Origin of the sequence: Bacillus sp. Nf3, assembly GCF_003028545.1 — a bacterium.
In the GTDB taxonomy this organism is placed as follows: domain Bacteria; phylum Bacillota; class Bacilli; order Bacillales; family Bacillaceae; genus Bacillus; species Bacillus safensis.
In genome coordinates, this window is record NZ_PYUA01000006.1 from 92932 (window position 1) to 108094 (window position 15163).

Sequence of the window (15163 nt, forward strand, 5' to 3'; positions counted from 1 at the left end):
AGTCAATACATAAAGGAAAATGGAGGATATAATGAATTCGATCATCAATTTTGTATTAAAGAATAAGTTCGCTGTATGGCTCATGACGATTATCGTAACAGTTGCTGGTCTATATGCCGGATTGAATATGAAACAAGAATCAATCCCGAATATCAACACTCCAGTCATTACGGTTTCTACAACGTACCCTGGCGCAACGCCGGACGAAGTATCAGATAAGGTGACAGATCCAATTGAAAAATCAATTCAAAACCTCAATGGGGTCAGCGTAGTCACTTCTAATTCTTTTGAAAATGCATCATCCATTCAAATCGAGTACGATTACAGCAAAGACATGGATGAAGCAAAAAAGGAAATTGAAGATGCGATTAGCAATATCGATTTCCCTGAAAATGCAGAAAAACCTAAAATCGCACGCTTTAGTATTAATGCGATTCCAATCCTAGCCCTTAGTGTCTCAGGTGATAAAGAATCATTACAAGACCTTACACGAAAAGTAGAAAATGACCTCGTTCCTTCACTTCAAGGGTTAGACGGCGTCTCTTCTGTTGAAGCTTCAGGACAGCAAATCAAAGAAGTAGAATTTTCGTTTAAAGAAAAGAAACTAAAAGAATACGGTTTAGATGAAGAAACTGTCCAAAACATGATCAAAGGCTCTGATGTGAATGTACCATTAGGTCTATACACATTTGGCAACAAACAAAAATCAGTTGTCGTGGACGGCAATATTTTAAGCGTCAAAGATCTGAAAAACATGCGAATTCCAGTCACACCAAGTGCAGGCGGCGGTGCGGGAAGCGCTGGAGCTGGAGCACCATCTAGCAGCGCAGGTGCGCAAGGTGCCGAGCAGCAGGCGGGAAGTGCAAGTCAGCAGCAAGCAGCAGCACAGCAGCAAACAGGTGCAGCAAGCAGTCAATCTGTAGAGCTGCCAACGATCAAGCTGTCTGAGATTGCAGATATTAAAGTCGTCAAAGAGGCAGAATCGATCTCTAGAACGAATGGGAAAGACAGTATCGGTCTGCAAATTGTCAAAGGCTCTGATGCCAACACAGTGAGTGTTGCAGAAGAAGTGACAAAAGAGCTTGAGAAATTTAAAAAAGACAACAAAGGAATCAAAGTAAGCACCACATATGATCAAGCAGAGCCGATTAAAGAGTCTGTCAGCACAATGCTGAACAAGGCGATTATCGGAGCAATCTTTGCGATCATTATCATTCTCTTGTTCCTGCGAGATATCAAATCAACATTAATCTCGGTCATCTCCATTCCGTTATCTCTGTTGATTGCTGTCTTACTATTAAATCAGCTGGATATCACGTTAAATATCATGACACTTGGTGCCATGACCGTCGCCATCGGGCGTGTTGTCGATGACTCGATAGTGGTCATAGAAAATATCTATCGACGAATGGCGTTAAAGGATGAACCGTTAAAAGGCAAGGCACTCGTCAGAGAAGCCACAAAAGAAATGTTTATCCCAATCATGTCTTCAACGATTGTGACAATTGCGGTATTCTTACCGTTAGCATTAGTAGGTGGAATGATTGGTGAACTGTTCATCCCATTTGCCTTAACGATTGTGTTTGCGTTACTTGCTTCACTGCTTGTCGCTATTACAATTGTTCCAATGATGGCACACACTCTATTTAAAAAGAACCTGTACGGCACAGCGAAAAAGGTAAAAGAACATAAACCAAGCAAGCTTGCTGGCGGTTATAGACGTGTACTTAATTGGACACTCAACCATAAATGGATCACATCAGGAATTGCCATTCTTATGCTTATCGGAAGCTTATTCTTAGCACCACTTGTCGGTGTCAGCTTCTTACCACAGGAAGCAGAGAAAACGGCGATGGTGACATATACACCTGAACCTGGACAAACGAGAGAGCAAGCAATTGATGAAACGAAAAAAGCTGAAGAATATTTGATGAAACGTGACCATGTCAATACAGTTCAGTATTCTCTTGGCTCTTCAAATGCCATGACAGCAAGTGTTGGCGGTAACTCTAACGGTGCATTATTCTTCGTACAATATGACGAGGACACACCGAATTTTGATAAAGAAAAAGATCGTGTAGTCAAAGCCCTGCAAGACAAAGCGTCTAAAGGGGAATGGAAATCACAAGACTTCTCATCTGCTGGCGCCAGCAATACTGTGACGTACTATGTGTACGGGGACAAAGCAAGTGATATTGAAGGCACAGTAAAAGATGTTGAGAACATCTTAAAAGATGAGAAAAACCTGAAAAATGTCAGCACAAGCTTATCTGAGAAATACGACGAATATACGTTTAATGCAGATCAAGAAAAACTGGCAAAACTAGGTCTAACTGCTTCACAAATCGCTCAAGCGATTGCACCTCAAAATAGTGAAACAACACTGACAAAAGTCACAGAGGACGGCAAAGAACTTGATGTGAAGCTTCAAACGGAAAAAGATGAATATAAGAGCAAAAAAGATTTAGAAAATAAAAAGATCACCACACCAACAGGGCAAGAAGTCCGAATTGGTGATGTCGTCAAAGTAAAAGATGGGACGACAGCAAATACGGTGACAAAACGTGATGGAAAAATCTACGCGGAAGTGTCTGGTGACATGACAACAGACGACGTCTCAAGCGTAACGCAGGATGTTCAGAAGAAAGTCGACAAGCTTGATCTAAAATCTGGCGTAACGATTGACACAGGCGGCGTAAGTGCGGATATCCAAGAATCCTTTACACAGCTTGGCCTTGCAATGCTTGCAGCGATTGCCATTGTGTATCTCGTTCTCGTCATCACATTTGGCGGAGGTCTTGCACCATTTGCAATTCTCTTCTCACTTCCATTTACGGTTATTGGCGCTCTCGCTGGATTGTTTATAGCAAAAGAAACCATCAGCTTAAATGCCATGATTGGATTGCTTATGCTGATCGGTATCGTTGTAACAAATGCCATTGTCTTGATTGACCGCGTGATTCATAAAGAACAAGAAGGTCTCTCAACAAGAGAAGCGTTACTTGAAGCAGGTGCAACAAGATTACGTCCAATCTTAATGACGGCACTTGCGACAATTGGTGCACTGCTGCCACTCGCATTAGGATTTGAAGGCGGAAGCCAGATCGTATCAAAAGGACTTGGTGTTACCGTAATTGGCGGTTTAACAAGTTCTACACTTCTCACATTGGTCATCGTTCCAATCGTGTATGAAATGTTAAGCAAGTTTAAACGTAAGAAAAAGTACGCAGAAGAAGAATAAGAGGAAGCCCCGCTCATTGGCGGGGCTTTTTTATTTTGAAATCTGGCAAACAGCTTTTCTCATAAGTTCTTCAAATGCATGGAAAAAGGCATCGCGATCGACATGGTCAATCACTTGAATTGATTTTCCATCTGGATGTTCTTCTGTCCGTCCTTGCTTTGGCGTCTCGGTATAAACGATCGCATTCACTTCTTTTGAACGGGTAAATGATGTAGAAGCAAGAGTAATTGTTGTCAGCACATCCCATAGGTAATACGTCGAATTGGTTTCATGATGAATGAGCGGCGGACAAAAGGCGTAGCACTGACCGATAAAATCTATTCCAATATGAGAACGAAGAGAAGCCCAGCGCTGACGTACATCAAGTGTAAGCGGGACTTGATTTGTACTTTCAAGTGCGACCATTTCAATAGGAAACGGTTCCTGAAAGACAGTGCTCACAGCATAAGGATCCCAAAATGCATTCCATTCTGCTGTCCCGTCATGCTCGGGTTCTTCAACATTGCCTTTTTCAAGGAACGTGCCGCCCATCCACACCAATTTCTCAATTTTGTTAGAGATTGAAGGATCTTCTTCTAAAGCGCGTGCAAGATCTGTGAGCGGACCAGTAAAGAGCAGGGTGACAGGTTCTTTTGCCTTCTTAACTGTTTCAATCAGATGAAGGTGTGCTGGCAGCTTGGACACCTTTGTATCAACAGTACCTTTTTCATTTAAAATTGGCAGAGCATCTACATAGAAAGCATGCATACGCCACTCCTTCGGAAATGGATTGACGCCTCTAGAAGTTGAAGCAGCGACTTCAATTTCATAAGGGCTGAATCGATCAATGATTTTTTGAGATGCACTGAGAGCAGGCTCTAAATAACAATCAGCAGGAATCACAGACATTCCGATGACTTTCAGATGTTCCATTTGAAGGAGAAGAAATAAAGAGACGAGGTCATCAACACCGCCGTCATGATTAAAATAGACAGGCTTTTTCATCGCATATCATCCTTTACAGCGTTTTCTTTTATCTTATCAGAATGCTTTCTTACTGAGGGAAATGTGCTTGGAGATTTTACATATTAGGTGGTTGTTTTGTTGCCATTTTCAAATCTCATAGTATAATTAAAGGTTGTTAGTGGTGAAAATAGATTGCATAATGAATATAGGATGATGATGAATGAAACGTGCTCGAATTATATACAATCCGACATCTGGGCGTGAACTCTTCAAGAAGAATTTACCGCAGGTTTTGCAAAAATTTGAACAAGCTGGCTATGAAACTTCTTGTCATGCGACGACATGTGCAGGAGATGCCACGCAAGCAGCAGAAAAGGCCGCACAGAGAGATTTTGATTTAATTGTAGCAGCAGGTGGAGACGGCACGATCAATGAAGTCGTCAACGGACTAGCACCGCTTGAAAAAAGACCAAAACTAGGAATTATTCCAGTTGGAACGACAAATGATTTCGCAAGAGCACTTGGAATTCCACGAGAAGGTGTTTTGAAAGCGACAGATGCCATTATTGAGGGTGTAGCCAAGCCGCTTGATATCGGTAAAGTCAATGGCCATTATTTTATTAATATTGCTGGCGGCGGCCGGTTAACAGAGCTCACCTATGAGGTGCCTAGTAAGCTGAAGACCATGCTTGGACAGCTTGCTTATTATTTAAAAGGCATGGAGATGCTTCCATCTATCCGCCCGACAGAAGTCGAAATTGAATATGACGGCAAATTGTTTCATGGAGAAATCATGCTGTTCCTTGTTTCACTCACAAACTCAGTTGGCGGCTTTGAAAAACTAGCGCCAGATTCCATTTTAGATGATGGGATGTTTGACCTGATTATTCTAAAGAAGGTCAATTTAGCAGAAGCCATTCGAGTGGTCAGCCTTGCTCTCAGAGGCGAGCATATTCATGATAACAATGTCATCTACGCAAAAGCGAATCGCGTAAAGGTAGATGTAAAAGATAAAATGCAATTGAATTTAGATGGTGAATATGGCGGCATGCTGCCAGGTGAATTTGAAAACCTGTATCGCCATATTGAATTTATTGTGCCAAAAGAAACAGCTGAAAAAATAGGGTGAAGACTGAACTTGGTTCCTTATGGCGGCCAAGTTTTTCTTTGCAAATGAGGTGATAAAATTGGTAAAAATGAAACCGCCTGTTGAAAAGAATGAATACTACAATGTAACCTTCGAAGATTTAACGCACGAAGGTGCAGGTGTAGCGAAAGTTGAGGGTTTCCCTGTGTTTGTACCGAATGCCCTTCCTGACGAACAAGGGAAAATCAAAGTCACACGTGTCAAAAAAGGATTTGCTTTTGGACGACTCATGGAGCTGACAAAGGAAAGTCAGCACAGGCAAGATGCGCCATGTCCTATCTATAAGCAGTGCGGCGGCTGTCAAATCCAGCACATGAGCTATGAAGGCCAGCTGCTTTTTAAACAGAAACAAGTAAAGGACGTATTGGAGCGGATCGGCAAGCTTGATATGAGCCGTGTAAAAGTTCATCCTGTACTCGGCATGGAAGACCCTTGGAATTACAGAAACAAAGCACAAGTACCAGTTGGTGAACGAGAAGGCGGACTTGTTGCAGGATTTTATCAGCAGCGTACCCATGAAATCATTGATATGGAAAAATGCTTGATCCAGCAATCAGAAAATGACGAAGTGGTACAGGCAGTAAAAGACATCTGCAATGCGTTTGGCATCAAAGCATATAACGAAGAGCGGCATAAAGGCTGGCTGCGTCATGTCATGGTTCGCTACGGCATGGCAACAGGTGAAATGATGGTTGTGTTTGTCACAAGAACGGCTGATTTTCCGCAAAAGCAACAGGTGATTGAGCAGATTATAGCACGCTTCCCACATGTTCGGTCAATTGTGCAAAATGTGAATTCAAAGAAGACAAATGTCATTTTCGGAGACGAAACGACCGTTTTATGGGGAGAAGAATACATTTATGACACGATTGGCGACATCAAATTTGCTATTTCAGCCCGCTCGTTTTATCAAGTGAATCCAGCTCAAACAAAGGTGCTTTACGATAAAGCCCTTGAATATGCGGAGCTGCAAGGAGAAGAAACCGTGATCGATGCGTATTGCGGAATCGGTACAATTTCCTTATTTCTCGCACAAAAAGCAGGCAGAGTCTATGGCGTAGAAATTGTGCCAGAAGCAATTGAAGACGCAAAACGCAACGCTGACTTAAACGGAATCAACAACGTTGAATTCGCAGTCGGCGAAGCAGAAACTGTTATCCCAAACTGGTACCAAGAAGGCATCAAAGCAGATACGTTAGTTGTCGATCCGCCAAGAAAAGGCTGTGATGAAGCACTGCTTGATACGATTTTAAAGATGAAACCGAACCGTGTTGTGTATGTGTCCTGTAATCCTGGGACGCTAGCTCGTGATTTGCGTATTCTTGAAGATGGTGGGTATGTGACGGAGGAAGTGCAGCCGGTAGATATGTTTCCGCATACCTCACATGTGGAATGTGTGGCGCAACTTATTTTAAAAGAAGGCAACTAACCTGTATGGGGGTTGTCTTTTTTTTTATAGTAGGGGATTAAAAAAGTTTTAGTTGAAGTTCTCTCAAACTCTTTGTCGGTAACTACTGGTACTTAATCAGCCAATTCACAGAAAATTTTTTAACTATTTGATATAATAAAAATATGAATAAAATGTAAAATAGGTAATTAAAAGGATGATGAGAAGGTTTGTTATTGGAATATAAGAAAAATCATGGTCGTCGATTAGGGGGGGAATAATAGTGAGCATTTTAGCATATATAGCTGGAACTTTGATTGTCCCAAACATTGCTGGTTATCTTTTGACAAAAGGCTTAACAAATCGAGATGAAAAGAGATTAATTAAAGACATAGAAGATACAGTTACTGAATTTAATCGTAAGTTTGATAATACTGAGGTTGATAGTAACTATTTTATAGAATTTCTTGAACAGAACAGGACTGTTGAAACAATAATACAGAGAGTATTTTATGCATATAACACTTCAAAGGAAGATTACCAAGATATATTTAAGAAACTAGCAAAAGAAGCGGTTGAATTTGTCAATATTAAAAAAGATGAATTTAAGCATACGCCTATTAAGAAACCGACCGATTTTGAAGAGTACTTCTCTGATTTGTTTGATATACTAGTAAATTTTCGAGAATCGTTATTAGATATTAAAGACAGTGCGATTGTATCAATGGTTAATGAGTCAATTGGTAAATCAAAAGGGGAAATTATCAGAACAATTGAGGAGATAAGAGACAATTATTTGTTAGGAAGGAATAAACATCTTTCGTCTAATGAACAAATCAAGCGTAGGCTAGAGGAGTTGAATCGCGAATATAAATCAACTTTTATTCCGTTGGACAATAGTCTTATAAAGAGAAAAGAATTTTCTATATGTAGGCAAGCATTAGATTCAGAGAAATCTTTAATAATACATGGAAAGGCTGGAAGAGGGAAAAGTGGATGTACAGAAGATGTTATCATTTATTGTGAAGAAAATGAGATACCATATTTGGCAATTAAATTAGATAAACGAGTTCCAAGTATGACTGCGGAGAAGTGGGGAGAAGATTTAGGATTACCTGCATCAATCACTCATTGTATCCACAGTGTTTCTAAAAATAAAAGGGCAGTAATTATTTTGGATCAGTTAGATGCCCTGCGTTGGACTCTGGCGCATTCTAGAGATGCTTTATTAGTATGCTCTCAGATTATTAATCAAATAGAGGTATTGAATAATGATAGAGCAAACAAGATATCTGTTGTTTTTGTGTGTCGAACTCATGATTTGGAAAACGATAATAATATTAGAGCATTATTTAAAAAAGATGATTCAAAAGAGAACGTTATTCAATGGGATAGGGTTCAGGTTAATGAGTTGGACGAGGATTTAGTTGAAGGTATTGTTGGAAAGCGTTATGAGCAACTAACAAGTAAACTGAAAGAGATACTAAGAATTCCAAGTAATTTATATATTTGGAAACAGCTAGATCCTGGTAAAGTATATGAAGAATGTTCTACAGCAAGCCATTTGATCTCTGAATGGTGGGGGCAGCTATCAAATAAATGTTTTGAATTTGGATTGAGAGAAGACAATCTATTTCAGATTAAAGATAAAATAGTAACATTTCTAGAGAGATCTAGTAAAATATTTATTCCTTTAAGTATATTAAACGAAAATAAATCATCTTTAGAATTTTTATCTTCAAATTCTTTCTTAATTATTCAAGGAAAGAAAGTTTCGTTTGCCCATCAATCTATATTAGACAGTTTTTTAGCAGAAAAGATGCTTCAGAGATATTATGATGGTGAAGATATTGTAGATATTATTGGTACTAAAGATAAACAAACACCTGGTAAAAGATATCAAGTGCAAATGTTTATGCAAAATTTATTTGAAATTGATAGCCATGATTTTATTACTGTTGGACAAAAAATGTTTGAAGCAAAACAAATCAGGTATTTTGTCAAATTTGTTTTTTTCGAGGTGCTAAATCAGATAGATAAAATAGATGAAAATATACAAAACTTTATAGTGAATAACTGTGATAATGAAAGTTACGGCAATCACATTATTAATAACGTTATATTTTCAAAGCCCAATTATATTAAGTTGCTTAGACAATGTGGCATTTTAGAGAAATGGTTTAACACCCCATCTAAGAAAGATATGGTTATCAATTTCTTTGTAAGTATAAGCCCAAATTTTGAGTCTGAGGATATTACGTTTATTGAAAAATATTCATTTAATTCACAGGAAGACGATAATAAATTCTCTAAATGTTTTTTGCGCGATATAAATCAAGATACGGATGAGTTATTTGAATTAAGAATGAAATTTTATAAGCGATATCCGCGAATGGCTGATAACTATCTTGATTTTAAGTCGATGCTCAAAAATAGTGAATTAAGAACAATACGGCTACTAGCTTTTTTATTGGAAAATAAAATTAAAAGCAAAGGGAAACAAATTTATTATTACGAAGAAACATTTCTCTATGAAGACTCTGAAATTCTAATCAATAATGGAGAAGAGGTTCTTAATTTATTATTACCACTCGTTCCAATAGATAAAGACGTAAGCTTTATTTATAGTGGTTGGTCTGGGGAATATATTCATAAAAGAGGGCTAGAAAGGGCTTGTATCCAAATTATAAAGAAAGCGAATGCCGCAATAATTTCTCAACAACCGAAAAAATTCTTTGATCGCTATAAAGAGTTCATGGGAAAAGGTAATGATTTATTTAATGAAATTATATTGGATGGATTATTCAGAGTATCAGAAAGTTATAGCGATGTTGTTATTAATTATTTGTGCAGTGATTTCAACAGTAACGTATTCGTTAATACAAGTGGCAATGGTGATAAATTACTTCTTGCCAAACAAATATTAGAAAAACATACGAGATACTGTAGTGAGGATATTTTCAATTTATTAGAAGAGAGAGTTCTAAGTTATCTTTCTCCGCAAGCTAAAGACTTATATCGTCGTAGAATTAATTATAATAGAGAAAAAAATGGTCGTACAGTTTATTTGAGTTTTTGGGGTGATTTTCAAAAAGAAATTTTAGAAGTTCTTCCCTATAATCGATTGAGCATTCAAGCAAAAAATTTGTTGCGTATTTTAAGACGTAAATTCCCTAAAGGGTCAACTTTATATAAATATTCAGATGGACACAGCGGATCGATAAGCTCACCCGTGGCGGGGAAAAAATTAAATAACAAAAAGTGGATAGAGATTTTAACTAATAAAAAAATTATTCAAAAAGATTCTTCCAGATGGATAGAGGTTCCAGAAGGTTTTATTAGTTCTTCTATTGAAGAATTTGCAAGTAGTTTTAGTAAAGCTGTTTCCGAGGAACCTGAAAGAATGATAAATCTAGTTCTTTCAAATAAAGAGAAAGTTCTGGAATCATACGTAGATTCCTTATTTAGTGGCGTTGCATCTAGTAAGGCATTGGGGGATGTGCCGATAGAGTTATTGGAAAAAATGATTTTGACCTATCCATATGATTATACCTCATATCGGGCGAACGACATTTGCTCAATCATTAGAGACAGGAAAAACGTAAATTGGTCTCAGGAGATTTTGGATATTCTAAAGGATATTGCTATCAACCATAATAACCCAGAATTAGGAACTATAAATGTAACTAATAATGAGGATAAAGAAATGCGTAGCTATGCCATGCTACAAAGTAATGCGATTAACTGTGTAAGGGGTAACGCAGCTCAGGCAATAGCTGAGTTATTATGGAATGAAAGAACTTTGTTTAAACAGTTTAAAGATACAATTGAAAGATTGGTATTTGATGAAAATCCGGCAGTGAATTTAGCTAGTTTATTCGCATTATGGCCTGCCTATAATATTGAAAGAAAGTGGGCATCAGAGATAATATTAATTCAATATAATAAAGATTACAGGCTAGCAGGTTTCTATGATACGAAAAATATGCTCTTTTTGCTTTATCCTAAGCATCGTGAACAAGTACTGAAAACTATAAAAAAATGCTACGAATCTGAAGATAAAGACTTGATTGAAATGGGTGCAAATTGTCTATCAGAAATGTTTATTCGTAATAATGAATTTTCCGAAATTATTGATAACGTAGATGCAATGAGCGAAGTACAAGCAAAAGCCGTACTTCATATGGCTACTAACTATTTTAACAAAGGTGAATTTAATTCAATAGTAAAAGGTTTAATACGTAAATTTAAGGCAAGTACATTAGATCTCGAGATTCCGATTTCAAGATTATTTTATGATGATCTTATTGATTTAAAGAGAGATAAGGATTTTATGATTGAAATAATGAATTCTAGTTTAAACCGTAGAATAGTACATGCATTTGTTCGTTATCTTGAAGAAAAATCAAAATCAATAGTTGATTACAAAGATATTATATTTTCAATGAGTCACCACTTACTTGGAAACGAAGTTGGTAAGTTTGAAGAGATTTGGGGGATAGAAGATGAAATTTCTAAATTAATCATTGGATTATATGACGAAACCTCTAACTCAACTATTCCTGAGATAAAAGCTATTGCAAATGAATGTCTTAATATATGGGATTTGATGTTCGAAAATCAATTTGGTCAAATTAGGTCCTTGAGTCAAAAACTAATGGAAAGGTAAGACGTTGTTGCATAACTATTATGTGCATCATTTTACACCTTTAGACCTTTTAAGTAACTATCAGATATCTCGTGTAATCTATATTCGCATCTTTATGTTAACTGGATAAATTTAAAATTCTATATATAAATAACCCCCTTGTCTAGATAGGGGGTTCTTCTTCTATATGTTGATTTTTTTGATCCAGCGCAGTGGATATGATATCAAGACCAATGTATAAAAAGCTAACAAAGAAAGATAAAATCAATGCACCATTTCCCCATATTGAAACTTCAACTAACTTTAAATTTAATACATATTTAATCGTGAAGTAAATAAGCGCCCACGAAGCAAAAAATTCTAAAATATAAGTTATCCATTTTGGGATCTTCAACAAAAAAGTGAGTCCTTTCCCTATAAATAAAACTATAAACGACCAAAAAACTACGATGATGCTGACTAACAATGAAAAGGTAATCAAAGAAAATAATGAATCATAAGTGATGTATTCACCGAATAGAAAATTCACTCCCAATGAGACTAGAAAAAGCATAACAGTTGGAAGCGCAATAACAATACTAAGGGAAAAACATATTAGTAAAATAAGAAGAACGGCAACAAAAGCGCCAGGTGCTTCATCTACAATGTTTTTCTTTCTGAAAAATGTATAGAGCATGATAGATACTAAAAGGAGTACTAAAAAAGTCATTAGAATAACGTAAGAAAAAGACATGATCACCCTCCATAAAAAAGTGCTATTTAGTACTTATTGTTTATTTAGAGAAGATTAATAATGAATTTGCCATTGTTTTAGTAACTTTTAATAAAAGCATAGTGAACTGTTTTATGTATTATTACTATAAGATAATTACTCCTTTCTATAAAATACACAAAAATCATAATAATATCCATATTAAGGTTGATTGGTATTTTTGCTATTTGTATAATGTGATATTTGTCGATTTCAAATTTGAAATAATTGAAGTTTTTTTCATTAGTTTGGCGAATGCCTTACCTTCTCCCATTGAATGACACGTTTCTCAGCAGCACTTTTGAAAGGCGTTTACGTCTCCTCAAATTTTTGATATTTTATAAAGTGCTGATAGCATTTTGTTATTGTTCATTTTATGCTCCTTTTGCGTTGAATCCTAACTAAAGTATATAATGATAATAGAAGGACATGCCCTTTAGGCGCAATGTCATGAGAGGAATTGGATGAAAGATGAGTAAAAATTTCTGGCGTGATTTACCACGGCCATTTTTTATATTAGCACCAATGGAAGAAGTGACAGATGTTGTGTTTCGTCATGTTGTGAGTGAGGCGGCGAGACCTGATGTGTTTTTTACAGAGTTTACGAATAGTGAGAGCTATTGCCATCCTGATGGCATTCAAAGTGTGAAGGGGCGTTTAACGTTTACAGAGGATGAGCAGCCGATTGTTGCTCATATTTGGGGAGACAAGCCTGAGAACTTTAGACAAATGAGTATTGGAATGGCGGAATTAGGATTTCAGGGGCTTGATATTAATATGGGCTGTCCTGTTCCAAATGTCACGCAAAACGGGAAGGGCAGTGGCTTGATTCTTCGTCCAGACGTTGCCGCAGAGCTGATTCAAGCGGCAAAAGCTGGGGGATTACCTGTCAGCGTGAAAACAAGACTTGGTTTTACTGAGGTCGACGAATGGCGCGGATGGCTTAGACACATTTTGGAGCAAGATATTGTGAATTTATCAATCCATCTTCGTACAAGAAAGGAAATGAGCCAGGTGGATGCGCATTGGGAGCTCATTCCTGAGATTAAAAAACTTCGTGATGAAGTAGCCCCTGATACTCTTTTGACAATCAATGGTGATATTCCTGATCGTCAAACAGGCTTAAAGCTCGCTGAACAGTATGGAGTGGACGGAGTGATGATTGGGCGCGGGATTTTCCATAACCCATTTGCCTTTGAAAAAGAGCCGAAGGAGCATACAAGTGATGAACTGCTTGGTCTTTTAAGATTACATCTTGATCTCCATGATCAATACTCATCATTAGGCTTGCGTCCATTCAAGGCACTGCACCGTTTCTTTAAGATTTATGTAAAAGGATTCAGAGGAGCGAGTTTCTTAAGAAATCAATTAATGAATACATCATCAACAGATGAAGTGCGTGCCATGCTGGATGAATTTGAAGCGAGAAATCAAGAACAATCATGACCAACAAGAGGAGGGGGCGAACCCTTCTCTTTTTTATTAAATAGGACTATTAAACTAGTTCTCTTAAATGGTAAAATGAGATAGAAATAACAATTGGAGGTATTTTATTTGAAACCATTTTGGGATAAAGACAGTGAAAGCGATGAAACATTTAAGAAAATCAATGAGAAAGGCATTGCAAAAGCGGAAAAGAAGCTAGGCGTCATCTTGCCTGATACATATAAGAAACTTATTCTCGAACAAAATGGCGGGTATACCCTGCATAACGCTTTTCCCACGGACCAGCCGAATGGATGGGCAGAGGATCATGTGTCATTTGATCATTTAAGAGGAATTGCCAAGAATGAAGGCATTATGGATAGTGATTATTTAATAGAAGAATGGGAATTGCCTGAGGGACTTGTGCTCATTTGTGGAGATGGTCATACGTGGATTGCATTGGATTACAGAGAAACAAAGGAACATCCGCCGGTTCATTACTTTGATCTAGAAGATGAGACGGATTTCAAATTAGCGGATTCGTTTGATGAACTGCTTGCTGGGCATTATACTGCTGAATAACATGAAAAGGAAAAGGCAGCCGCAAGTAGATAACCGTTGTTATACAGTGTTTTTTGAGAGAGACAAAAGAGTCTCTCTTTTTTTGTGAAGCCATATGGATTCTTTCACCATTTCACTCCAAAACTGTTATGTTTAAGTCCTATTATTCAATTGGTTCACTTTCCACTCACTATATTTTCTGACGATAATATCTGCCACAATGTAAAATGGCAGAAAGCTGGAGTTGTCCACTTTGTTATATAAGTGAAACGGGGTGCTGCTTACATAGATGTTAAACATGGCATTTTGTGCAAGGAGGTTATTCCTTAATGTGGTCATGCTGATAAATTTGATATGTCTCGTTTTCACCAATTGAATGATTTCATCTAAATTCTTCGATTCACCCGATAAAGAAATGATAAATAAAAGGTCATCCTCACCAAATTCAATGATTCCATCTGTTAAGTCCCGCTTGCTTCGTAATACTTGAGATTTTTTATGCAGTGACCATAGCTGCCGCTGTACATCATTGGCCAAATCGAGTTGTGCAGTTCCTGTACCATAAATATAAATATACGGTGCGCGATCTATCAGTTGATTTAATTGATGAAAGTCCAGCTGCTCCATATATTTTCTTGTCTGCCGGATATCTTGATCAAGCAGCTGCATTAAATCTTGTGTTGTCTCTTCAGTGAAAGCATTTAATTTCACATAAGACTTTAAGTCACTATAGCCGTCGAACCCTATTTTCTTGGCAAGCCGATGGATGGATGAGATGGAAGTATGAGCATAACGGGCAAGGTCCTGAATTTTCATTGTCTTCATTTCTTCAAGATGATCATGGATCGTTTTAATAATGTGTAGGTCATTCTTATTTAAATCTTCGAAGTATTCATTAACCAGCTTGTCCAGTATCATGCGATGTGCCCTCCAACATGAAAATATTTTCTTCCTGTGAAAATATAATCTAATGTTACAACTTGATTTCTAAATACGTCAAACCTATTGGTTTTTGTAAGCGCTGCCTTTACAGTGGTGTTATGGATCAAGCAAAGGGG

8 protein-coding genes and 1 pseudogene are annotated in these 15163 nt (G+C 37.4%); 6 read left to right on the forward strand and 3 right to left on the reverse strand.

Annotated elements, in window-relative coordinates:
- Positions 1 to 31: 31 nt before the first annotated feature.
- Positions 32 to 3241 (forward strand): efflux RND transporter permease subunit, encoded by a 3210-nt coding sequence (locus C9414_RS15830; protein WP_107164021.1) that lies wholly within the window; start codon positions 32 to 34, stop codon positions 3239 to 3241.
- 30 nt (positions 3242 to 3271) lie between these two features.
- On the opposite strand, the gene C9414_RS15835 is transcribed toward C9414_RS15830, so the two are convergent.
- Positions 3272 to 4225: a nucleoside hydrolase gene (locus C9414_RS15835; protein ID WP_061110519.1), complete on the reverse strand. Its 954-nt coding sequence runs from the start codon at positions 4223 to 4225 to the stop codon at positions 3272 to 3274.
- Positions 4226 to 4406: 181 nt separating this feature from the next.
- Between C9414_RS15835 and C9414_RS15840 the strand changes: the two genes are divergently transcribed.
- From C9414_RS15840 to C9414_RS15850, 3 genes are all read left to right on the forward strand, one after another.
- On the forward strand, positions 4407 to 5315 hold the full coding sequence (locus tag C9414_RS15840; RefSeq protein WP_039177003.1) for a diacylglycerol kinase: 909 nt from the start codon (positions 4407 to 4409) through the stop codon (positions 5313 to 5315).
- Between the two features lie 19 nt (positions 5316 to 5334).
- Complete coding sequence (gene rlmD, locus C9414_RS15845; RefSeq protein ID WP_181286160.1) at positions 5335 to 6762, forward strand: 23S rRNA (uracil(1939)-C(5))-methyltransferase RlmD; 1428 nt, start codon at positions 5335 to 5337, stop codon at positions 6760 to 6762.
- Positions 6763 to 7003: 241 nt separating this feature from the next.
- A complete protein-coding gene (locus C9414_RS15850) occupies positions 7004 to 11389 on the forward strand; it encodes a hypothetical protein (protein ID WP_107164022.1) in 4386 nt (1461 codons plus the stop codon).
- A gap of 142 nt (positions 11390 to 11531) precedes the next feature.
- Here the strand turns inward: C9414_RS15850 and C9414_RS15855 are convergent, their stop codons facing one another.
- Positions 11532 to 12101, reverse strand: a complete 570-nt coding sequence (locus C9414_RS15855) for a hypothetical protein (RefSeq protein WP_107164023.1) — start codon at positions 12099 to 12101, stop codon at positions 11532 to 11534.
- A gap of 489 nt (positions 12102 to 12590) precedes the next feature.
- On the opposite strand from C9414_RS15855, the gene C9414_RS15860 reads away from it, so the two are divergent.
- Positions 12591 to 13565, forward strand: coding sequence for a tRNA dihydrouridine synthase (locus tag C9414_RS15860; protein WP_017366774.1), 975 nt, complete (start codon positions 12591 to 12593; stop codon positions 13563 to 13565).
- A gap of 108 nt (positions 13566 to 13673) precedes the next feature.
- Positions 13674 to 14123 (forward strand): annotated as a pseudogene (locus C9414_RS15865) (SMI1/KNR4 family protein); the annotation flags it as partial.
- A gap of 135 nt (positions 14124 to 14258) precedes the next feature.
- Here C9414_RS15865 and C9414_RS15870 read toward each other — a convergent pair.
- A complete protein-coding gene (locus C9414_RS15870; RefSeq protein WP_059376692.1) occupies positions 14259 to 15023 on the reverse strand; it encodes a MurR/RpiR family transcriptional regulator in 765 nt (254 codons plus the stop codon).
- Positions 15024 to 15163: the final 140 nt, after the last annotated feature.

Excerpts from the sequence above, each read along its gene's own strand:
- C9414_RS15830 (WP_107164021.1), top strand. The coding sequence starts at position 32 with ATGAATTCGATCATCAATTTTGTATTAAAGAATAAGTTCGCTGTATGG.
- C9414_RS15835 (WP_061110519.1), bottom strand. The coding sequence starts at position 4,225 with ATGAAAAAGCCTGTCTATTTTAATCATGACGGCGGTGTTGATGACCTC.
- C9414_RS15840 (WP_039177003.1), top strand. The coding sequence starts at position 4,407 with ATGAAACGTGCTCGAATTATATACAATCCGACATCTGGGCGTGAACTC.
- rlmD (WP_181286160.1), top strand. The coding sequence starts at position 5,335 with ATGGCGGCCAAGTTTTTCTTTGCAAATGAGGTGATAAAATTGGTAAAA.
- C9414_RS15855 (WP_107164023.1), bottom strand. The coding sequence starts at position 12,101 with ATGTCTTTTTCTTACGTTATTCTAATGACTTTTTTAGTACTCCTTTTA.
- C9414_RS15860 (WP_017366774.1), top strand. The coding sequence starts at position 12,591 with ATGAGTAAAAATTTCTGGCGTGATTTACCACGGCCATTTTTTATATTA.
- C9414_RS15870 (WP_059376692.1), bottom strand. The coding sequence starts at position 15,023 with ATGATACTGGACAAGCTGGTTAATGAATACTTCGAAGATTTAAATAAG.